Genomic DNA, 20,521 nt, shown 5'->3' with positions numbered 1-20,521 from the left:
TTCGGTATCAATATAAAAAGGCCCTCCATAAAATGGGGGCCTTTCAGTGTTTCTTTTAAATAGCCTCTTTTAGTTGTTCTATTACACTTTTTAACCATTCTATAGGCGGTAAGCCAATTGTCGGGAAATATATTTCTGCATTACACTTTATAATGTCTTCCTTTTCTTCTTTGGTTAGATCGCTATTTAGAAACTCTTCGCAATACTTTACTGTAAATAGCAAACCTTCTTTACTAATTTCCTCAATAAATTCGTCTAAGGCGTGTTCAGGGGATTGGATATCTTGATGAAATGTTGCACCTAAAAAATTTTCTAATTCATCTAAGAAATCATACCTTTCATCCATGATACTTCCTCTCTTTCTATTTGGTTGGATATCCTGTAAGAATAAAGTTACCGTTATTATCTTTTTTGAGTATAATTTTTGCGTTTGTGACGTTTTCTACTAGTTCTGAATTTCTTGATACACTTTTGCCGATTATTTCTCCATCGCCCTTGTATCTTAACATTAATTTAGGTTTTTTAGGATCATCAATCCAATTTTCGATTTTCTTTATATTTTTTGGATCGTTTAAAACTGAATTAGCAATTCTTTCAGCGGTAGCCCTATCTTTAAAAGTAGATGAAGCTGTAATATGTGGGTTAGGATCAGTTTTCAGTCTTTCTATTAATTCTTTATCTGTTTTCCCAACATGTCTTTCTATAAGGTGTCCGCCTTTTGCTTCGTGAGCAGCTAAACCCCCGCCCGGTGCGAGAGGACTGCTGTCTCCTTGTTTAACACTATGTATGCCGTTATTGTCAGAAGTCACAGATTTACTGAGCACACTCTCTTTCTGATCTTCAATAATACTTTTCAACAAAGGAGTATTCTTCACATTGTGAGTATTTTCAATATCCTGTGCTATCCCGGCAAGCGCGGGTTCGTACTTATTTCTCGAAAAGGAATTGATATAGTCTTTCCCTTTTTTGATCCCGGTTTTTACATGTTTTGCAGCCGCTTTTTCACCGGCTTCCAAGACGTTATCCACTTAGGCGGCGCCTGTTTTCGCGAGCTTGCTTGATACTTTTACAGCTGAGCCGGAACCTTTGAGTCCCACAATGCTCCCGATGGCGTAGGTGATGTAATGTGATCTTGAATACGCATCCCCGTTAACCATTTTATCATTCCATGAATCCGCCAGGTTTGTCCATATGATTTTTGTGTAGGAGGGTGTGTTCAATACGGCCGATATGGTTTTAGCGACTTTTTGTTCATCAGAGAGATGGTAAAAATCCCATGCGCCGACAGCGAGATCTTTGACGCCTGTTATGGTGTCTTTCCCGACATCATAAAGGCCGACGCCTATTCCTTTAACGATATCCCAAGCCGTTTCTCCGACTTCTTCTAGCTGTTTTGCTTGTTCAAGCTGCATCACATATTCCACCTGAGCGGGTTCAAGGTTTTCATAGCCGATTTTCTTCGCGATTTCCAAATATTCATCCGGATCGGTGACACCAGCGGCCAGCTTTTTCTTCAGATCCTTGATTTCCCGCTCTTTCGCTTCTTCCTTTTTAATCGTCAAATAAGCATCCGAATGTCTTGCAATCTCGCCTTTCTTCTTATGAATGTCGCTTTCTCGGTACGCCTTGGCATTGTAGTGAAGCGGAGTTGCGCTTTTTCCTGTGCCCGTGGCGTTTTGGAGCTGCTCAAAGTCGGCTTGGATGAACTGTTCGTTCGCTTCGGTTTCTGTGTATTCCTTCGTTAAATCGTGATCAAGCTTGTCGAGCTTATGTATCGTTTCGCTTCTTTTTTTGTCAGCTGAAGAAAGCTTCTGATCTGTGCTTTCCGTTGAAAACAGATCAAGCGAGATGATGTCATCGATCTCACCGAGGATGGAGCGCATGTCCTTTTTCTGCTCCTCCATAATCGCCTTTGATTTACTGAGGGCATAGGTGAGCTCATGCTCCAGAAAAGATTCTTCTACATGAGATTCGGAAAGACCTGCGTCTTCGATTTTGCCGGGAAGGCTTGTGAGAAATGCGATTTTCATGTCGATCAGATCAAGCCAGCTGTCTGTGACGCCGGCGTGGTCTTGGAAAAAGGCTTTGATATTGTCAGCGCCCCGGCCTGAAAAGTCGCTGTCACCGAGGTCAGCCATACCTTGAAACGATTTTTTTAGATTGACCATCTGACCGCGCAGTTTTTTATATTCACCCGCGCGCTGTTTGGCGGCGGCCAGCAGGGTGGTTGCTTCGAAAACTTTCATGACCATAATCCTTTCATTCGAAATACTTCAACAAGATATTACCATGGAAGAATGAAGAAAAAGACAAATAAGTATTTTGAAAGTGCAAAATGATTAATTTGTTCTGGGTAAATTTACTTATTTCATGATCGGGAATTGGGGAAGAGTTAGCTTTAGGTTGAATCGGTTGTTAGAACATCATGTGACGCACCTCCTTTACAAAGCATACACACATATTAGAGGGCTGAAATTCACCCGTATGAATTAGGATACGACGGTCCAAACTGCTTTCCGCATGGAACCAACATGCGGCAACTGGTCCACAGCTTTAGAAACTTCATCTTAACAGGGAAGTACGGCAAGCATTGGGAATATAAAGGAATATAGGCTTACAGCTATGAAGGATGTATGAAAATCCGTCAGATGGCGAAGGGAAGGCAACCTCCATGTAATTGTGACGGTTTGAATGCGGGTGTATGGAACTTCCCATTCATCCGCTGTTACGTCAGAGGGACGAAGCGACTTTTTTGAGGAGGAAGCGGAATGATTGAATTTACACGGCCATCACCTATGAAGAAAACATGCACGATGCACCCGGAAAAGGAATCTGTCAGAGCGGTTTCGTTTACTGATTTTAACGGCAATTCTGTAACAGTAACCCTTTGTCAAATGTGTCTGGCTGAATTAAAAATGAAAGCCGCGACTGAATACAGGAGCATGACAGAGGAGCGGGCCAAACTGAATCGTTTCAAGATTGGTGATCATGTGTATTTAGAGCATTTGGGAGTAGTCAGCGAGATAAAAAACATGGAAGGCGCTCAAGTGGCAAACAGGACAGACACAGACGGAGTCCGGAAGGCTACCCCTAGGGAAATCGCAGAATACAAAAAACAGGGGAAGCAATGACGGTGAAAAAACGATTCAGTCAATCATTTATCAGTTGTGTTACTTACAGGAGCGGCGGCCGGATGTTTACGGATGCGCGACTTACACGGCCGGAGCCTCCACGGTGAAGTGAAGGAAAATTCAAACCAAGAATGTGAATTGATCAAACGCAGTTTCATGAATCTCCGAAGGCTTTCATCCGAAATTTAGGTGCAGTATGGAAAAAAATTTATGGAAACTTGACATAATGCTGTCAGGTCCCTATTGTATGATTAAATGAATGGCCAGTAAAATGATAGGAGGCGTTCAATATGAAGTTGCTGCAAATTAGACTATTGGTTAATGACTTTAAGAAAAGCGTCGAGTTTTACAAAGATTCATTAGGACTTCCAATCAGTTGGTTAGAGAAGGAAATGGAATATGCACTTTTCGATAATGGAGAAACGAAAATAGAGCTTTTATCTCGAGAAAATATGGCTGAAATAGTTGGAGAAGAAAGAAAATCTTTAGACGGAGATGCGCAATCAAGATTTTTGCTTCAGTTTAAGGTAGAAGATGTTGATAAAACGTATGACTATCTGCACAAGCAAGGGATTAAATGCGTCAATGAACCACATGATCGTCAGGAATGGCGTGCACGAGTGGCTCATTTCAGAGATCCAGATAATAATCTTATTGAAATATATAAAATGATATAATTTTTTGACTGGCGAGATTAAGGTAATGCGTTTGTTAACTTACTTATGATTTTTATAGTCTGCAAGAGAAACATAAGTAGGTCCAAGACGGAAAGCCTGCGGACACTGATCATTGCACAGCATCACTGTGCTCGACTGGTGTCCGTTTTTATTTGCACGGAGGGATAACAAATAGATGATGAACACGAAGCGGACCTGCAAACATTCAGACGCGGCAAGGGCGGCGCATTTAATAAGGGGAATCAGAATGCAGGATTTAATCATCTCACAGGAAATATATTGACTTTCATCCTGTTTGTAATGTTAATTAGAAGATGTATACAAAATTATTATAATAAGGAGGCCTGAATGTGAAAAATAAAGCGGGAATCCAAGTTGGACTATGCATTGGACTTTTATGTTTAAGCTTTACCGGTTTCAACCCTTTATTCGGCTCAGCGCATGCTGAAGCAAAATCCATAGAAAACACAAAAATGACAAGCTGTATAACGAATCAGAAATTTGTTCAGCTTGAGAAAAAATTTGATGCCAGGCTCGGCGTTTATGCGATTGATACAGGTTCAAACAAGACAATCGCCTATCGGCCGAATGAATGGTTTGCTTACGCATCAACCTATAAAGTTCTGGCTGCAGCTGCTGTTCTGAAGACAAGCTCAAATGAAAAACTTAATGCCATCATCCGCTACAGCAAAGACGATTTGGTTACATATTCTCCAATCACAGAAAAACACCTGGATACAGGCATGAGCCTGAAAGAAATCTCAGAAGCCGCTGTCCGTTACAGCGATAATACTGCCGGAAACCTATTGCTGCATCAGCTTGGCGGCCCCAAAGGTTTTGAAAAATCACTGAAACAGATTGGGGATCATGTAACAAAAGCTGATCGATTCGAGACGGATCTAAACTCTGCGATTCCTGGGGATCGTCGTGACACAAGCACCGCAAAAGCACTGGCGAATGACCTTAAGACTTTCGCTTTGGGTAACACTCTCACGGCTGACAAGCGCACGATTTTAACAGATTGGATGCGGGGCAACGCTACCGGCGACGAACTGATTCGGGCAGGCGCTCCTGCAGGATGGGAAGTCGGCGATAAATCCGGAGCCGGAAGCTACGGAACACGAAACGACATTGCGATCGTTTGGCCGCCTGACAGAGCCCCAATTGTTTTGGCAATCCTGTCAAACCGGTTTACGGAAGATGCCAATTATAATAATGCTCTTATCGCTGAGGCGGCAAAAGTCGCTCTAAATGCTCTTAAATAAACATTGCCGTTCATTTTTTATGGACGGTTTTTTATATGTTGAGAATGCGGTATGCCGGTTTCGTTTTTCGATACATGTTATAATGTAAAGCCATAAAAAGATGGGAAGAGGGGGAATTTCGATGCATTACATAACGGCATGCTTAAAAATCATCAGTGATAAAGACCTTAATGAAATAATGAAAGAGTTCAAAAAACTTGAGGAAGAAACGAACAAAGAAGAAGGCTGTATTCAGTTCCATGCTTATCCGCTCGAACCATCAGAACGCAAAATCATGCTTTGGGAGATTTGGGAAAACGAAGAAGCTGTTAAAGTCCATTTTACGAAAAAACATACAAAAGACGTTCAAAAACAAGAATTAACGGAAGTAGAATGGTTAATGAAAAGCAATGTGAATGAGTAAAAGGCTTTGTCTATTGTTGGCTGACTCTGCCGGCAACCATCATCAGTTTCATTCACTAAAACCCTTGCTGTGCAAGGGTTTTTTACTTTAAAAAGTTCTTTATATCGCAGTCTTTTTATGGGTAAGGAACAGACTTGGAATGAAGATGGCGGCAAGGATGATGACGGATACTAAGAATCCGGCATGGTAGCCTTTTAAACTGTTCGGAATCGTCGGCTGCAATCCTTGTATGACAGTTGCGGTAACGGTTGCGATCACAGCTGACCCAAAGCTGGAACCGAGGTTTTCAATCATATGAATACCGACACCTGCTTCCGGAAGCTGTTTGCTGTCAAGGCCTGTATAAGCGTCACTCATCAATGGGAGCATAATTCCTCCAAAACTGGTGCCGCGGATAAATAATACGACGGAAATCCAAATCATACTTGTGTTATCGGTGATAAAAATAAGCGGGATAGATCCGATCAGCGAAAGAACAAGACTGACCGTAACCACGTATTTCGCACCGATCTTATCAATCATTTTTCCGATCAGCGGACGAGTCACGAGCATTCCGACTCCTTGAGGGATTAAAGCGAGTGCTGCTCCGGCTGCCGTGAAATGACGAATGTTTTGAAAAAACAGCGGAAGTATTAACATCGGCCCCATGATGGCAACATTCGCTAAGAACAACCCGATCGAAGATGATAAGAAGCTTTTGTTTGCAAACAAATTCATAGGCAGCACGGTTTGGTTTTTCTTGATCTGATTATATACAAGATAAATGGCTGCTGAAACAAGACCGATGCCCGCCCATAAAATGGTGTCGCTATTGTTAAATGATGCATGATCCGCCGCTTTCGTAATACCGTACATCAATGCCGCGCTCATTAATGACAAATTGATAATCCCGAAAATATCGAGTTTACGATCTTTGTTGAATGGTTCAAATTCTGGAATGGTTTTCATCATAAGCGGTGCAGCAATCAAAACGATGAACACGTTGATGTAAAAAATCCAATGCCATGAAGCGCCTTGGACGATGAAGCCTCCGATGACAGGTCCTAAGATCGGGCCGAAGATCATAGGGGTGCTGACGATTGCCATCACTTTTCCCAGGTTTTCCGGACCTGCCGTTTTAACCAAGAGTGTTGACATAAGCGGAGTCATAATACCGGCGCTGAATCCTTGAAGCAAACGGAAGAAGATGAAGCTGGAAACGTCACGGCTCATCCCCGCAAAAACAGAAATGACACCAAAGGCGATGACTGAGCCGATGAAGATTTTCTTACCGTTATATTTATTCATAAGCCAGCCGGATACGGGTACTGCAATCGCAAGTGCTAAGACATAGCCTGTAACGGACCACTGAATGGTATCCAATGTCGTGTTGAAGTCTTTGGTCAGTTTGCCGATGGCGATGTTTACCATCGTAGAGTCAAGCATTGGAGCGATTGCTCCCAGTGCAATAGCCCAGGCGGCTGTGAGAACTTCTTTTGGCACCCGAAGTTCCTTTCTTTTATGTGTTGACATATTACTCTCCTCTCAAAATTGCTGTCTTTGTTTCCTCGTCAACAAAATAATAGAGTGATTTTGTTTCTTTGTCAACAATAAGAGGGATATAAAAAGGCAGCCCGTTTTCATGGAGAAGGGCTGCCTATGGTTTTATTCATATTTATTCCGATTTCATGTCTGCACCAAGTTTCTTTATTTCTGAATCCAAATGCCTGCTGTATGTTTCCACGAAGTTCAGCATCGTGTCAAATTGTTCATCAGTTACTTGTTCAAACACGATTTTGTCCCGTTCTTGAAACTCTTTGTGCAATTCCTCGTGAATTTTATAAATGACTTTTCCTTGCTCAGTAAGCCTGAAATAGATTTCTTTCTTGTTAAGCGGCTTCTGATAGCTTTCGATAAGGCCTTTATTGATAAGCTTCTTCGTTAATTTACTTATGGCGCCTCTTGTCATATAAAGGGACTCCGCAAGTTTTGTCACATTGGCGTCTTCAATTTTTTCGATGAATTCGATGCAATGCACTTCAGAAGGTTTATGCCCCTTAAGGCTTTCTTCCATCTTCAGCCTATTCAGCCACACCATCTTGTTAAAAAAGTCCCTGAAATCCGTGAGGAGCTGTTCTTTTTTGTCCATGTCCCGTCCTCCTGCTCGGTGGTGCTTACACAATATTATAAAATGTTTGTTTCTTTTTCAACAATCGTAAAGTTATTATTTAGGAACTGAGAGATAGTGCGCAGAAATAAGAAGGAGGGGGAAGAGAAGAAGTATTCTATTTAAAAAGCGGCTTTTTAACCGAAACGTGGGTCTTCGAGTATTTTTCTTTCCGTATTCGTTACTTGCTCTTTTTCATAACAGGCTAACACTACAGCCTTATCAAAAAGCAGGCTGCGCAATGAGCCTGCTTGAGATTAGGCATCAATCATTTTCCTGTTGCGGCATCATGAAAAGCGTCGATTGCGGTTGTGTATTTCAAGACGTTTTTAGACACTTTGGCGGTTGCGCCTAATGGGTACGCGTCTGACAGAACGCTGGAGTGAGCTTCGGGTTCCCAGTAAAATACGCCGGTTCCTTTGCCGTTCGGAACGGCTTTCACCAGTTTTATGGTGTCTTTTATGGTCCAGTAGGAATCTTTCGGATTATTTTCATCTCCGCCCAGTTCAACCACCATGACTTCCTTGTTGTAGCGTGAGGCGATGTCATTCAAATTAGATGATAAATGGCCGGTGAGCTCCCAGTACGGCTTACCTTCCCAATAGGGATAGAACGAAACGCCGATAATGTCGGTTTTCCCGCCGTTTTTAAAGAATTGATCAAACCACCATCTGAATAGGCTGTTGTCCGTGCCGTGTGCCAAATGGCTGATGACCTTGGTGGCCGGGCTGACGGATTTCACGGCGTCATAGCCTTTGTTCAGTAAGGCGGTCAATTTGCTGAAATCGTTCGTGCTGCCGTCGGGCAGTAAAATTCCTGAATTCATTTCATTCCCTACTTGCACCCAATCAGGGGAGATGCCGTGATTTTTAAGTTCTTTCATGACATCGTACGTATGGTTATACACGGCTGCCTGCAGCTGGCTGTTTGAATAGCCGGTCCATTGGTTCGGCTTGATCTGGTGGCCTGGATCAGCGAACACATCACTGTAATGGAAGTCAACCATTACCTTCATTCCTAACGCTTTTGCCCTTTTTGCCGCTGCAAGTACGCCCGCTTTGTCACTATAGCCGAGCATGGTCCATGTTGTGCCGTCTTTCAGCCAATAATAGCTGCTTGGCGGATTCACAAACACTCTCAGTCTCACGGCATTTATTCCGTGATCTTTAAGAATCTGCAAGGCATCTTTCTGTTTTTCGCCGTCATCCAGCCAGCGCACACCTTCGTCCTCCATTTGTTTCAGCCATCCTATATCAGCGCCATAGGCAAACGGGGCATCCGCTTTTGCTTTAGGAGACTTCTCAAAGAATGTAAAAGCAGTGAAAATGAGAGAAAGACAGATTGCGTTTACAAATACACGTTTCAATCGGTTTTTGAACATCACAATACCTCCTGATAAAAAAGATTGTTGATTGATTTCACTCTGAATGTTTCAGCTGCCATTCTCCAATAACGTCGTGAAACGCTGAAACGCCTGAATTCCTTCGTGTGTCATTTTAAAAACGCCTGCATCGGTCAGCGCGCGTAAAAATACATTCGCGGTTTCTTTTTGTAAAACAGCGGCTGCATTTTCCGGTGTCACGTCTTCATCCGCTTTGATGTTTTCGGCCCACGGAAGATGAATGTCTTTGATGTCATGAGGTTTATTCAGTAAATACTTTTTCACTTCTGCCAGCTCATCTTTCAGGCGGGGAGGTAAAACGGCGAGTCCCATCACTTCAATCAGACCGATATTTTCTTTTTTGATGTGATGGACATCTTGATGCGGGTGAAAAATGCCATCCGGATAATCTTCGGAGGTGCGGTTGTTTCTGAGAGCGAGATCGATTTCAAAATCCGTTCCCCTGCGTCTGGCAATTGGGGTGACGGTATTATGGGGTTCATTTGTCTTTGCGATGATGCTGACGGTTTCGTCTGAATATTCCCGCCACTTTTCAAAAACATACGCAGCGGCATCTGTCAGCAAATCCGGATCTTTTGCGCGAAGGCGGATCACTGATACCGGCCACTTCACGGCTTCGGCCTGAACGTCTGGAAAATGACGCATATGAAAAGGGTAGAGGGAACCCGCTTTTGCCATCGGAAACTCATGGGCGCCGCCTTGATAATGATCGTGAGAAAGAATGGAGCCTCCTACGATCGGCAAGTCTGCGTTTGATCCCGCGAAATAATGCGGGAAGATTTCCGTTATGGCCAGAAGCCTTCTGAAGCTGTCACGGCTGATGTTCATCGGCTTGTGCACGCTTGAAAGAAAGATAGCGTGCTCGCTGTAATACGCATAAGGAGAGTATTGAAACCCCCATTGTTCTCCCGCTAAGTCAAGCCTGATGATGCGGTGGTTTGAACGGGCGGGGTGATGCGGTGTTCCGGCATACCCCTCGTTTTCCATACAGAGCAGGCATGTCGGATACCGGTTTTCCGGACTGTTTTTTACCGCGGCGATGTCTTTAGGGTCTTTTTCGGGCTTTGATAAATTAATGGTGATGTCCAATGCCCCAAAAGGTGTTGGTGAGCGGTACACGATATTTTTTCGAATAGCCCGCGTCTTAATATAGTCGTTGTTTTGGCTCAGTCGGTAAAAGTAATCTGTTGCTTTTTTCGGGCAATCTGATAACAATTCCCTGAACGCGGCATTGATCAGAGAAGGGGCCGGTGTGATCACGTCCATGATTCTGCTTCCCAGCATGTCTCTTTCAGCCGGCGTATCGTTTATGATTGACCGTTTTACCGCGTCTTTCACCATTTCGTCCAAATAGTGAAGCCTGTTTTGTTTCTTGATATGTTCCGGTTCTGCATAATCCGTCAGTCCGAGCAGATCGAGAAGTCTGTTTCTTGTGTAAATCACATCAGTTTCATTTATGTCGCCTAAGACAGTGCTTTCTTTCAGAAACCCTGCCACTGATTCAAAAACTTCAATGACCGCCGCCTCCATTTCATTTGTCCTTGTATCCGTTTGGATGTTGCCGATGCCAATTCCATGCTGACGCAATGATTTCCGATATGTCCGTTTGTTTCGGATTCCAGCCCAGAATGTTCCGCGCTTTATCGCTGGAAGCGATGAGGGTGCTTGGATCACCGGGTCTTCTTGCGGCCGCTCTTACTTTTATGTCTCTTTCGGTCGCTTGCCGGGCCGCTTCCGCCATTTCTGATACGGAAAACCCGCTGCTTGATCCTAAATTGAAAATGCCGCTGTCTCCGCCGTTTTGCAAATATTCCAGAGCGAGAATATGGGCATCGATTAAATCGGAAACATGGACATAATCGCGGATGCACGTGCCGTCTTTTGTATCATAGTCAGTGCCGAATATCAAAACCTCCTCGCGCTGACCGAGCGCGGTTTGTAAAAGGATAGGGATAAGGTGGGTTTCCGGATGATGATCTTCTCCGATGGAACCGTCCGTTTTCGCGCCGGCAACGTTAAAATACCGAAGCGAGACATATTTTATGCCGCAGGCGGTTTCACACCACTTCAGCATTTTTTCTGCCATGAGTTTTGATTCGCCGTATGCGCTTTCCGGCTTTTCCGGCATGTCTTCTGTGATGGGCACTTTTTCAGGTTCGCCGTATACAGCGGCGGATGAAGAAAACACAATGTGTTTCACCCCGAATTCCTGCATGACCTCCAGCGTAATTTGCGTACCGTACACATTATTATTGAAATATGAAAGAGGGTCTTTCATTGATTCGCCGACAAGGGATTGAGCGGCAAAATGGAGAACGCCTGTTACGTTCTCCTTCGCAAACACAGAGCGAAGAAACGGTTTTTCACGGATATCTCCATGGTAAAAAACTGCTTTTTCATGAACAGCTTTCCGGTGGCCTGTCTGGAGATTATCCACAGCTATCGTTTTAAATCCTTTGTTTAATAATTGATCAACCGCATGAGAACCGATATAGCCGGCTCCGCCGAGAACGAGAATCGCCATGATTTATTTTTCCCTCCATTCAGCCGCGCCATCGCTTATATCCGCGATGTAGAAAGAAGCTTCAAGACCTGTCCTGCTGCGGTAGTGAGATGAAACGGCCCGGATAAAGCCGGCGGTTTCTTCACTTTCCACAATGGCTATGGCGCAGCCGCCGAACCCCGCGCCCGTCATCCGCGCTCCGAGTGCTCCTTCTTTCCAGGCTGCTTCAGCCAGCGCGTCTAATTCGTCACCGGTCACTTCATAATCATCGCGTAAAGAACGGTGGGACGCATTCATCAGCTCGCCGAACGTTTTCAAATCATTCGATTTGAGAGCCTCCGCGGCTGAGAGGGTCCGCTCGTTTTCGTTGACCGCGTGCCGGGCTCTTTTACGCAAAGTTTCACAGGAGAGAAGGGATTCGAGTTTGTTGAATTCTTCTCCCGTCAATTCTGCAAGTGATGCGATATTCCGATATTGCCGCAGTTCTGAAAGAGCCTCGTCACATTCGCTGCGGCGTTCATTATATTTTGAAGCCGCCAGCTCCCGGCGCTTGTTCGTATTCATAATGACGATTTTATATCCGTTAAAAGCAGCCGGAATCATTTCGTGCTCAAGCTTATCGCAGTTTAACAGAATGGCCATGTTCTTTTTGCCTTTTTGCACTGCGAATTGATCCATAATGCCTGAATTCACGCCGATAAATTCATTTTCGACTCTTTTTCCGATAAGCGCCAGTTCAGTATCGGTAACATCCAGGCTGAATAACTTTCTTAAAATGGAACCTGTTAACATTTCAATAGAAGCGGAGGAGCTTAAACCGGCTCCGTTTGGAATTGTACCGTGAAAAAGAATATCCATTCCGCTGTCTATTTGGCCGCCGGCTTTAAGAAGGTAATGGATCATCCCCTTCGGATAATTGGCCCAGCCGTCTTCTTTTTTGTATGCTGTGGCGGAAAGATCAAGGCAGACAATGCCGCTGTCAGGAAAGTTTTCTGAGTATAACCGGATCTGGTGATCTCCGCGTTTTGCGCATACGGCATAAGTTCCGATCGTGATCGCGCATGGAAGAACGTGGCCGCCTATATAATCCGTATGTTCCCCGATCAGGTTGATCCGGCCGGGTGCGAAAAACAGTTCTCCGTTACTTCTCTTGAAAATGTCTTCGAATCTTGATTTCAAAAGTTTGGTTTCCATGATAAACCTCCGATTCTATTTTGAGGTATGCTCCAGTATGAACTGAATGGCTTTTTGTGAATTTCTGGTGAGGCTGATATATTCTGCTCCTTTCGTTGCGATGAGTTTCACTTGCAGGCGGTCCGCATCTTCTTTAATGTCATCGTAATAAGAGCCGACCTGCGGAGCCAAAATGATCATATCGAAGTCTTTCATGATGTCGTAATGGGATCCGTAGGCGCCTGCTGAGGCGGTAATCGGCACGTTATATTCTTCGGCTCCTTCTGTCAGTGCGTTCGCAAGCATGGCGCTCGTTCCCGCTCCGGCGCACAGCACTAACACATTGGTGCTGTGTTCCAAGGCGGATGAGGATTCCTGAAGATTTGTGCTGATGACGGAGGACGCGTCTTCGGAGGCGCCGGCCATGGCGGGCTGTAATGTTTGCGGCGCGGTTTCAGGCTCGGTGTGTTGGGCTTCTTTCGCCGCTAATACTTTGTCATAAGCTTTACAGAATGGCAGGTATATCAGGAAATCGACAATGATTAATACAGCTGTCAGCACAAAAGCCGAGAGCCCCATGCCGGTTCCGAGAATCAAGCCGGCGGGCGCCGGGGTGGCCCACGGAAGAACATACATAAAACTGTTCATTCCGATGACATCCACGAAAAATTTAAACAGACAGACATTCACCATCGGCGTTACAACAAACGGAATGAAAAAATAAGGATTTAAAATGATCGGCGCAGCAAAGAGCAGAGGTTCGTTTACTGCGAAAGACACCGGAACCGCGGATGCTTTTCCGACTGCTTTCAATTGCTTGGATTTCGCGAAAAGAAGAAAGATAAACGGAACCACAAGGGTTGCGCCGGTCCCTCCCATTGTGCCGACGAAGTTCCCGAGTCCGACGGTCAGCACGTTGGACGCCTGCTCACCTGCATTATGAAGCTGCAGGTTCGCCTCCACATTTGCGTAAATAATAGCTGCGATGGCCGGTTCCACAATAGAAGGACCGTGAACGCCGACAAACCAGAACAGCGCCATCATTCCCCAAATGACACAAATCCCCAGATAACCGTCTGCGGCGGTAAAAAACGGCGATAAGAGAGAGGAGAGAGCCTCTGCAAACGATACGTTCAGCGTGTTCCTGATCAATAAATCAACGATCACCATGGCCAAAACGGAAAAAGCGAACGGAAAAACATCTTTAAATGTTTGTGAAATGGTACCCGGTACTTCTTTAGGCATTTTAATCGTAATATTTTTCAGCACGCAGAATCTGTAAACGTTCACTGTTATGAAAGCGGATACAAAAGCGGCTAAAAGACCTTTTGTGCCGAGGTATTCCGTGGAGAATCCGCCGTCGATTTGAGTGACGCTTAAAATGAGAAACCCGACGACTGAAGCAAGCATCGCTGAAACGGGGTTGATCCCTTTGTTTTTCGGCATTTTTCGGTTCATTGATTCACTCAGGCATTTCGCACTTGTTGCCGCAACGATCAGACCGAGGGCGCCCATTGAATAGTTATAAACTTTCCAAAGCCATTCAGAAACACTTTTAGGCCAAGTGAAACCCAACACTTCCGGCACAGCGGCGGTGAGGATAAAAATGCTGGCGAATAAAATAACAGGCATGGCAGTTAAGAAGCCGTCGCGGATCGCGCCTAAATAAATGTTTCTTGAGATTTTTTCAAAAAACGGTTTTCCCTTTTCGATTTGCTTGATGATACCGTTCATTTTTCCACTCCTTATCGGCGGCTTCGGTAGAGTTCTATAAAATCCTGAATAAGATCACGGAGCAAAAGGGTTGTCATCAAGTGGTCCTGACCGTGAACGAAAATAAACCCTAATTCCATGTCCTTGCCGTCAGCTTCTTCAGCTAACATTTTCGTTTGCGCATTGTGGGCGAGGGTTAAATTTTCATCGGCGCTTTTCAATGCTGCTTCCGTGTTTTCGAAGTTTCCGGCACGGACTTCTTTCAGGACTTTCAATAAAGTGCTTCTGGCGTCGCCGGCATAGGCGACGATTTCAAAACCGAGCATCTGCAATTCTTCCTTTGTCATGAAAAAAACCTCCTAAAGACGGCACACATGATGAAAAGAGACTCTTTTCACCATGTATGATCGTTAAATGATTGTTTTTGTTTCACTTACAAGTTTGTACCAGTAGGCCGATTCTTTCGGATATCGTTTTTGGGTGTCAAAGTCGACGTAAAAAAGACCGTAACGTTTGTTGTAGCCGTTGGTCCATGAAAATAAATCCATTAAGGACCATAAGAAGTACCCCTTTACATTGACTCCGTCGGTAATCGCTTTACTGACGGCTTCTAAATAGACTTTTAAATAGTCGATTCTTGCCTTATCCATAATGATGCCGTCTTCAAACTCATCTTTATAGCCCATGCCGTTTTCGGTAATGTACATTTTGTTATATTGCGGATAGTCCCGTTTGATGCGCATCAGCATGTCATACATGCCTTCAGGATAAATGAGCCAGTCCCAATCGGTCCGTTTCAGGCCTTCTTTGTAAATTCTTTCGCCGATTCCTTTTACTTTATAGACCGAAGTGCCCTTATCGCCCGTTCCGTTATGGTGAATAACGGTTTCTCCGTCGTACGCTTTGACGAAATGGCATTGATAATGATTGATGCCGAGATAATCATTGCGCGTTGAAGCTTTTTTCATCACGTCAAAGTCACTGTCTGAAAACTTGTATGAAGCGCCGTTTGCCTCACAGATTTCATCCAGAGCCCGCATGGTTTCCTCAGAATAATAGCCGAGGTAGGTGGCGTCGAGGAGGAATCTCACTGATAACGCGTCATCCAGAAAACAGGCGTGGCGGTCTTCTTCTGAGTCGCTGGCGGGATATTTTGTTTCCAATGAGTGGACGACACCGATTTCTCCCGGATAGCCGCCGTCTTTAAAAAGATTGACGGTCATCGCATGCGCTACCATCATGTGATGGAGGCATTGAATGACTTTTGTGATATCACTTTTAACAGATGGCGGGAAAACCCCGAGTAAATACTGGTTGGTGGCTGTGGGATAAATTTCGTTAAACGTGCTCCAATATCTGATTTCGCTGAATTCTTTAAAGCAAAACTCCGCATAGCTGACAAACGCTTCTATTGCAGCGCGGTTGAGGAAATCTCCCTGGTCAAATAATCCTTTCGGTGTATCGAAATGATGCAGCGTGACAAAAGGGGTGACGTTGCGTTTATGGCACTCTGAGAAAATACGATGATAGTAATCAACACCTTCCTGATTGATTTTGCCCGTGCCGTCAGGGAAAATTCTCGTCCAGGCTATAGAAAGGCGGATGCCGTTTATTCCGAATTTTTCACATAGTTTAATATCTTCCGGAAACTGGCGGTAAAAATCACTTGCCGGATCAGGGCTGAATCTTCCCTGTTTTTCAAGAAATTCATCCCAGGCCACAGGCCCTTTGCCGCCTTCTTTTGTGGCGCCTTCCGTTTGATATGCCGCAGTCGCCCCGCCGAAAATAAAGTCATGAGGTAATTTGAGCATTACTGAATCCTCCTTCGCCAATGTGTGAATTGAAGTTTGTTAATGTTTGTAATTGTTATCTTTTGTTTAATAGTAAACGCATACATTTTTGTTGTCAATAGCTTCATAAAGAAATAAAATCTGTTTTCATAGGGGTTATATAAGTTTTTCGTTGTTTTATATGTTGATTATGTTGTTTGTTAGTGTTTGTTTTTGTTGACCGGATAGCCGCGGTGTGTTAGATTGTGTGTAAAGTTGAGGGGATGATTGAACATGTTAAAAAAAGAGCGTCTTTTAAAAATCATCGATATCGTAAACTCGCGGGGGTTTATTACGGTGAGTGATATTATCGATGAACTGGATGTTTCTGATATGACAGTGAGAAGAGATCTGGACGAGCTGGATAAGGCCGGAAAAATCGTACGTATTCACGGAGGCGCACAGAGCATATCTTATTCCATTGATCACGAATTATCGCATAATGAAAAACTGGGTGTTCAAATGGATGAGAAGGGGAAGATCGCGGAACTCGCAGCTTCATATGTAAATGACGGCGATACCGTTTTTTTAGGGCCCGGCACGACGATTGAACTTTTAGCCAAACACCTGCTGCATAAGCGAATCAGGATTATCACAAACAACTATCCCGTATTTGATATTTTAAAACATGGTGACACTGCGGATACCATCCTGATTGGCGGCGATTTCCGAAAAAATACCGGTGCCTTCGTCGGGCCCATCGTGAACGGCAATCTGCAGAAATTCAATTTTACGAAAGCCTTCATCAGCGCCAACGGCATACATAATGATGAGATTTCTTCTTACAGCATTGAAGAAGGGGAAGCTCATCAAATCGCGCTGAATAATTCGCGGACGAAATTTTTGCTGGCGGATAATAAAAAATTCAACCGGGAAGATTTTTACGTGTTCTATAACTTACATGATATGGATTATCTGATTACGGATGATAAAGTGATGAAAGATGTTCAAATTCATTACGAGCAATATGTAGATGTCAAAATCGCAAAAAAATAAAAAAGGCGGGCGGTTCAATGAAAGGGGTTATTTTTGATTTTAACGGCACGATGTTTCAAGATTCGCATCTGCACGAAAAAGCATGGTTTTTCATGGTGAAAAAATACGCGCCGAAAACCATTTCTGATGAAGAGATTTTCGTTAACATTCACGGGAGAACAAACAGTGAAATCCTGACGTATTTTATTTCCGGCGATTTAACAAATGAAGAAATCAAGAAGCTGTCTTTTGAAAAAGAAGCCTACTACAGAGAATTATGCCTTGAAAACAAAGATGAGTTAAAGCTGACGAAGGGACTGACCGGCGTATTGAACCATCTGAAAAAATCAGAAACGCCAATGACCATTGCCACGGCTACGGTAAAGGAAAATGTCGAGTTTTACTTTGACGTCTTTCAGTTGGATCGGTGGTTTGATTTTGACAAAGTCACGTTTGATGACGGGAGCTTCCCCGGAAAACCGGCGCCGGATATTTTTCTCATCGCATCGGAAAAGTTAGGCCTCAGACCTGAAGAATGCGTAGTCATTGAAGATGCCTTTTCGGGGCTCACAGCGGCGAAAAAAGCAGGTGCAGGCAAGATTATAGCCATTGATCCTCTCGGGAAAAACCGCGCGCTATTTGAAGAAAAACAGCTGGCGGGTGACGGGATACTGACAGATTTCACCTCGTTTTTTGAGGTGATTGCCGGACATTCTGTTTGAGAGATGCAGTTGGATTGAGAGTGATCTTTACTTTAATGTGATATGCCTTTGATTGAAGCTATTATGAGCTTCATTAAGGATTCATCGAGAGGTGTTATTCTATATTACTCTTATGTACTAAGTTTTTAGTAAACTGCTGGCCGATAACCGAGAAGTGAAAACCAAATCACTTTTAAATTGAGAGGCTTTTTCAATATTTCTTTGATCGAAAGTAAGTGATCTTGGATCGCTTAGTTAAATGAATCTCTTGTCATATGATCGCCATCTATAAATGAGAATTATCACAAAGATGAGAGGAATGAATAAATTGACAGAGAAATATGAAAAGTGGACAAGATTACTTGATATGATTGAACCTAATTATGCTTTTGAATCAGCTGTTGTGGGTAACTCCATTTATGTATTAGGAGGTGCACGTAATCAAGAATATAACAAAAATTATAGTTTTGACACCATAAGTCAAAAATGGACGCAAGGATTAGATATACCCACGCCCAGGGTAGGTTCATGTACAGCAGTAATAGGTAATTATATTTATGTATTGGGCGGTTATAAGGGAGCAAATGTTTACAGCTCTGTAGATGTTTATGATACTAAAACAAATACATGGGGAAGTGCACCTGATATTCCGACCCCGACCTGCCATGCATCAGCCGCTGTTATTAACGATACAATTTATTTGATTGGGGGATTCGACACCGATGCTGCTCATTCGCAACATTATGCTTTTGATACTTTATCCAAAACTTGGAGTGTTAAAAAAGCGCCCCCAATTAATATATATGCAACAGAAACTGAAGTTTTTAACGGAAAGATTTATTTAGTTGGTGGGCAAACTAAAGAAGTAGTTCAAGGACATATCAGAAGCGATCTAAACGAATATATTTACGAATATGATCCTGTTTTGGATAGATGGAATCGTAAAAAATTTTTAGGACCTTTGCAAAATACATCAACGGCTGTCCTTAATAATAAGATTTACATTATTGGCGGTAGAAAAAATCCAAGTGTGATTGAGCCTTTAACAAAAGTATATGATCCAATTAAAGATGAAATTAGCGTAGAAAAACCCTATCCTTTTGAAAGATATGATGCCAGAATAGCCGCAGTTGGAGACAATCTTTATCTTTTTGGCGGTCTAACGCCGTCTGGATATGCATTAGAATATCTGCATGCTCTTACTCTGGTAAAAACCGAAGAGGATAAAGATGGAGAACCAAAGAATCCTGAGGAACCACCAAATAAACAGCCCGCCAGTAATCGGGCAATTCTTCTTGTTACAATGACCACAGGTCTTGAGAAAGAATTTGATCTTTCAATGGAAGAGATTAAAGATTTTATCAGATGGTATGATCAAAAAAGTTCTGGAATAGGCTTATCTAGATATGTTATCGAGAAGCACTATAATAATATAGGCCCTTTTCAAAATAGAAGGGACCATATTGTTTTTGGGAACATTCTTACTTTTAATGTGAATGAATACACTTTAGATAAATAAATAATTACCTGTTTCCTTCTGCAGCCCTCTTTTTAAAAAGAGGGCTTTTTTTATGAGGTGCTTATTCTTTTTCAGTTGCGCTTTTGTTTTTGTATAATGATTTTCTCATTGAAGGCGGCATTTTTTGGATCAGAAAGTGTTCGCCTTAATTGAGATATTGGTTGAATTTATAGATTCGCAGAGATAAAGGGAGTCGTAAAAGATATGCCGTTTGCGGATTTCAGCCTGTCTTTTGAGAAGGATCATTCTTCAATGACGCTTATTTCCCCTGTACCGAAAAAAAGTGAAACACGTTCTCCTCGCTTTTCATAGGTTTTGATAAGTCCTTCCTGCCCTTTAAGTTTCCAGCCTTTTTCGGCTATTTCCAATTGGTATAAACCGCTCGGACCTTCTTCTTCTTTTGCGAAACGGTATGTATAGTTTGAAACGTATTTTCCTTTTTCATATTCCTTTGTTTTGCTGTGTATAGCAAATAATGGAACCGGGAAATCCGGGTGAGAAACAGATGCTTTATATCCTCCCAAAATAAATAAGCTAAATAACAATAATATAAAAAACCACAGAATATATTTCATAAAACCTCCTTATGTCAATTAGTCGGTGCATTTTAAAAAAAGATACACAGCATGATTGGGGTGTAAAAGCGGGTAAGAAGATAAGGAAAGGAGAGAGACGGATGGAACTTGATTTTGTGATTCGTCTGGCGGTTGCGGGTCTGCTTGGGGCTCTTATTGGATTGGAGAGAGAATTCAGGGCGAAGGAAGCCGGTTTGAGGACGCATTTTTTAGTGGCCGTCGGAAGCGCCTTGATGATGATCGTTTCCAAATACGGCTTTTTTGATTTGTTATCCAACAGCCATACGTCCTTTGATCCGAGCCGGGTGGCGGCGCAGGTCGTCAGCGGCGTCGGATTTTTAGGAGCCGGCACGATTATTTTGCAGCGGCATGTCGTGCGGGGGCTTACGACGGCCGCGGGGATTTGGGCTACGTCGGGCATCGGGCTGACGATCGGGGCAGGTATGTATGTCATCGGCATCAGCGGCACGATTTTGGCGTTAATCGGGCTTGAACTGTTAAATTTTCTG

General features: G+C 43.4%; 18 protein-coding genes and 2 pseudogenes. 8 read left to right on the top strand and 12 right to left on the bottom strand.

The window, feature by feature from the left end; all coding sequences use genetic code 11:
- Nucleotides 1-55: 55 nt before the first annotated feature.
- Together NQS30_RS08575 and NQS30_RS08570 are read right to left on the bottom strand one after the other, a co-directional pair.
- On the bottom strand, nt 56-346 hold the full coding sequence (locus NQS30_RS08575; RefSeq protein WP_015417243.1) for a contact-dependent growth inhibition system immunity protein: 291 nt from the start codon (nt 344-346) through the stop codon (nt 56-58).
- Between the two features lie 16 nt (nt 347-362).
- Nucleotides 363-2,246, bottom strand: a pseudogene (locus tag NQS30_RS08570) (T7SS effector LXG polymorphic toxin).
- Between the two features lie 522 nt (nt 2,247-2,768).
- On the opposite strand from NQS30_RS08570, the gene NQS30_RS08565 reads away from it, so the two are divergent.
- The 4 genes from NQS30_RS08565 to NQS30_RS08550 all read left to right on the top strand — a co-directional run bounded on the left by NQS30_RS08565 (nt 2,769) and on the right by NQS30_RS08550 (nt 5,476).
- Nucleotides 2,769-3,131 carry a hypothetical protein gene (locus NQS30_RS08565; protein WP_015239647.1) on the top strand — a complete coding sequence of 121 codons (363 nt, stop codon included), beginning with the start codon at nt 2,769-2,771 and terminating at the stop codon, nt 3,129-3,131.
- 290 nt (nt 3,132-3,421) lie between these two features.
- Nucleotides 3,422-3,808 carry a VOC family protein gene (locus tag NQS30_RS08560; protein ID WP_007407334.1) on the top strand — a complete coding sequence of 129 codons (387 nt, stop codon included), beginning with the start codon at nt 3,422-3,424 and terminating at the stop codon, nt 3,806-3,808.
- A gap of 344 nt (nt 3,809-4,152) precedes the next feature.
- Nucleotides 4,153-5,073 carry a class A beta-lactamase gene (bla, locus tag NQS30_RS08555; RefSeq protein ID WP_095532162.1) on the top strand — a complete coding sequence of 307 codons (921 nt, stop codon included), beginning with the start codon at nt 4,153-4,155 and terminating at the stop codon, nt 5,071-5,073.
- A gap of 121 nt (nt 5,074-5,194) precedes the next feature.
- Complete coding sequence (locus NQS30_RS08550; protein WP_007407331.1) at nt 5,195-5,476, top strand: putative quinol monooxygenase; 282 nt, start codon at nt 5,195-5,197, stop codon at nt 5,474-5,476.
- Nucleotides 5,477-5,575: 99 nt separating this feature from the next.
- On the opposite strand, the gene NQS30_RS08545 is transcribed toward NQS30_RS08550, so the two are convergent.
- The 9 genes from NQS30_RS08545 to lacG all read right to left on the bottom strand — a co-directional run bounded on the left by NQS30_RS08545 (nt 5,576) and on the right by lacG (nt 16,224).
- The gene (locus NQS30_RS08545) at nt 5,576-6,988 is read right to left on the bottom strand and encodes an MDR family MFS transporter (RefSeq protein WP_218791601.1); all 1,413 of its coding nucleotides are present in this window, start codon (nt 6,986-6,988) and stop codon (nt 5,576-5,578) included.
- A 142-nt stretch (nt 6,989-7,130) separates the two neighbouring features.
- A complete protein-coding gene (locus NQS30_RS08540) occupies nt 7,131-7,604 on the bottom strand; it encodes a MarR family transcriptional regulator (RefSeq protein ID WP_007407329.1) in 474 nt (157 codons plus the stop codon).
- Between the two features lie 286 nt (nt 7,605-7,890).
- Nucleotides 7,891-9,003 (bottom strand): glycoside hydrolase family 53 protein, encoded by a 1,113-nt coding sequence (locus tag NQS30_RS08535; protein ID WP_069007184.1) that lies wholly within the window; start codon nt 9,001-9,003, stop codon nt 7,891-7,893.
- Nucleotides 9,004-9,054: 51 nt separating this feature from the next.
- Nucleotides 9,055-10,554, bottom strand: a complete 1,500-nt coding sequence (galT, locus tag NQS30_RS08530; RefSeq protein WP_069007185.1) for a UDP-glucose--hexose-1-phosphate uridylyltransferase — start codon at nt 10,552-10,554, stop codon at nt 9,055-9,057.
- 1 nt (nt 10,555) lies between these two features.
- The gene (galE, locus tag NQS30_RS08525; protein ID WP_218791602.1) at nt 10,556-11,548 is read right to left on the bottom strand and encodes a UDP-glucose 4-epimerase GalE; all 993 of its coding nucleotides are present in this window, start codon (nt 11,546-11,548) and stop codon (nt 10,556-10,558) included.
- A gap of 3 nt (nt 11,549-11,551) precedes the next feature.
- The gene (locus NQS30_RS08520) at nt 11,552-12,721 is read right to left on the bottom strand and encodes a galactokinase (RefSeq protein WP_218791603.1); all 1,170 of its coding nucleotides are present in this window, start codon (nt 12,719-12,721) and stop codon (nt 11,552-11,554) included.
- Between the two features lie 15 nt (nt 12,722-12,736).
- Nucleotides 12,737-14,434, bottom strand: coding sequence for a PTS lactose transporter subunit IIBC (locus tag NQS30_RS08515; RefSeq protein ID WP_015239654.1), 1,698 nt, complete (start codon nt 14,432-14,434; stop codon nt 12,737-12,739).
- Between the two features lie 11 nt (nt 14,435-14,445).
- A complete protein-coding gene (locus tag NQS30_RS08510; RefSeq protein WP_007407323.1) occupies nt 14,446-14,760 on the bottom strand; it encodes a PTS sugar transporter subunit IIA in 315 nt (104 codons plus the stop codon).
- 63 nt (nt 14,761-14,823) lie between these two features.
- The gene (lacG, locus tag NQS30_RS08505; RefSeq protein WP_218791604.1) at nt 14,824-16,224 is read right to left on the bottom strand and encodes a 6-phospho-beta-galactosidase; all 1,401 of its coding nucleotides are present in this window, start codon (nt 16,222-16,224) and stop codon (nt 14,824-14,826) included.
- 252 nt (nt 16,225-16,476) lie between these two features.
- Between lacG and NQS30_RS08500 the strand changes: the two genes are divergently transcribed.
- The 3 genes from NQS30_RS08500 (at nt 16,477) to NQS30_RS08490 (ending at nt 19,437) form a co-directional block, all read left to right on the top strand.
- Entirely contained in the window at nt 16,477-17,238 is a 762-nt protein-coding gene (locus NQS30_RS08500) for a DeoR/GlpR family DNA-binding transcription regulator (protein ID WP_007407321.1), read from the top strand.
- A 17-nt stretch (nt 17,239-17,255) separates the two neighbouring features.
- Complete coding sequence (locus NQS30_RS08495) at nt 17,256-17,939, top strand: HAD family hydrolase (RefSeq protein WP_218791605.1); 684 nt, start codon at nt 17,256-17,258, stop codon at nt 17,937-17,939.
- A 298-nt stretch (nt 17,940-18,237) separates the two neighbouring features.
- Nucleotides 18,238-19,437, top strand: a complete 1,200-nt coding sequence (locus NQS30_RS08490) for a Kelch repeat-containing protein (protein WP_232603447.1) — start codon at nt 18,238-18,240, stop codon at nt 19,435-19,437.
- A 242-nt stretch (nt 19,438-19,679) separates the two neighbouring features.
- Here the strand turns inward: NQS30_RS08490 and NQS30_RS08485 are convergent, their stop codons facing one another.
- The gene (locus NQS30_RS08485; RefSeq protein WP_095352223.1) at nt 19,680-20,012 is read right to left on the bottom strand and encodes a hypothetical protein; all 333 of its coding nucleotides are present in this window, start codon (nt 20,010-20,012) and stop codon (nt 19,680-19,682) included.
- 101 nt (nt 20,013-20,113) lie between these two features.
- Here NQS30_RS08485 and NQS30_RS21410 point away from each other — a divergent pair.
- A pseudogene (locus NQS30_RS21410) lies at nt 20,114-20,510 on the top strand (MgtC/SapB family protein); the annotation flags it as partial.
- Nucleotides 20,511-20,521 lie beyond the last annotated feature (11 nt).

It is taken from the genome of Bacillus sp. B1(2022) (assembly GCF_040259625.1).
Classification (GTDB): domain Bacteria; phylum Bacillota; class Bacilli; order Bacillales; family Bacillaceae; genus Bacillus; species Bacillus velezensis.
The sequence above is the reverse complement of the archived record's forward strand: the minus strand, read 5'-3'. Positions and strand labels throughout refer to the sequence as shown.

What these genes read in the sequence shown, in the direction of transcription:
- NQS30_RS08575 (WP_015417243.1), bottom strand. Translation starts at nt 346, where the DNA reads ATGGATGAAAGGTATGATTTCTTAGATGAATTAGAAAATTTTTTAGGT.
- NQS30_RS08515 (WP_015239654.1), bottom strand. Translation starts at nt 14,434, where the DNA reads ATGAACGGTATCATCAAGCAAATCGAAAAGGGAAAACCGTTTTTTGAA.
- NQS30_RS08560 (WP_007407334.1), top strand. Translation starts at nt 3,422, where the DNA reads ATGAAGTTGCTGCAAATTAGACTATTGGTTAATGACTTTAAGAAAAGC.
- galT (WP_069007185.1), bottom strand. Translation starts at nt 10,554, where the DNA reads ATGGAGGCGGCGGTCATTGAAGTTTTTGAATCAGTGGCAGGGTTTCTG.
- NQS30_RS08565 (WP_015239647.1), top strand. Translation starts at nt 2,769, where the DNA reads ATGATTGAATTTACACGGCCATCACCTATGAAGAAAACATGCACGATG.
- NQS30_RS08520 (WP_218791603.1), bottom strand. Translation starts at nt 12,721, where the DNA reads ATGGAAACCAAACTTTTGAAATCAAGATTCGAAGACATTTTCAAGAGA.
- NQS30_RS08550 (WP_007407331.1), top strand. Translation starts at nt 5,195, where the DNA reads ATGCATTACATAACGGCATGCTTAAAAATCATCAGTGATAAAGACCTT.
- NQS30_RS08500 (WP_007407321.1), top strand. Translation starts at nt 16,477, where the DNA reads ATGTTAAAAAAAGAGCGTCTTTTAAAAATCATCGATATCGTAAACTCG.
- galE (WP_218791602.1), bottom strand. Translation starts at nt 11,548, where the DNA reads ATGGCGATTCTCGTTCTCGGCGGAGCCGGCTATATCGGTTCTCATGCG.
- NQS30_RS08535 (WP_069007184.1), bottom strand. Translation starts at nt 9,003, where the DNA reads ATGTTCAAAAACCGATTGAAACGTGTATTTGTAAACGCAATCTGTCTT.
- lacG (WP_218791604.1), bottom strand. Translation starts at nt 16,224, where the DNA reads ATGCTCAAATTACCTCATGACTTTATTTTCGGCGGGGCGACTGCGGCA.
- NQS30_RS08510 (WP_007407323.1), bottom strand. Translation starts at nt 14,760, where the DNA reads ATGACAAAGGAAGAATTGCAGATGCTCGGTTTTGAAATCGTCGCCTAT.
- NQS30_RS08545 (WP_218791601.1), bottom strand. Translation starts at nt 6,988, where the DNA reads ATGTCAACACATAAAAGAAAGGAACTTCGGGTGCCAAAAGAAGTTCTC.
- NQS30_RS08495 (WP_218791605.1), top strand. Translation starts at nt 17,256, where the DNA reads ATGAAAGGGGTTATTTTTGATTTTAACGGCACGATGTTTCAAGATTCG.
- NQS30_RS08540 (WP_007407329.1), bottom strand. Translation starts at nt 7,604, where the DNA reads ATGGACAAAAAAGAACAGCTCCTCACGGATTTCAGGGACTTTTTTAAC.
- NQS30_RS08490 (WP_232603447.1), top strand. Translation starts at nt 18,238, where the DNA reads ATGAATAAATTGACAGAGAAATATGAAAAGTGGACAAGATTACTTGAT.
- NQS30_RS08485 (WP_095352223.1), bottom strand. Translation starts at nt 20,012, where the DNA reads ATGAAATATATTCTGTGGTTTTTTATATTATTGTTATTTAGCTTATTT.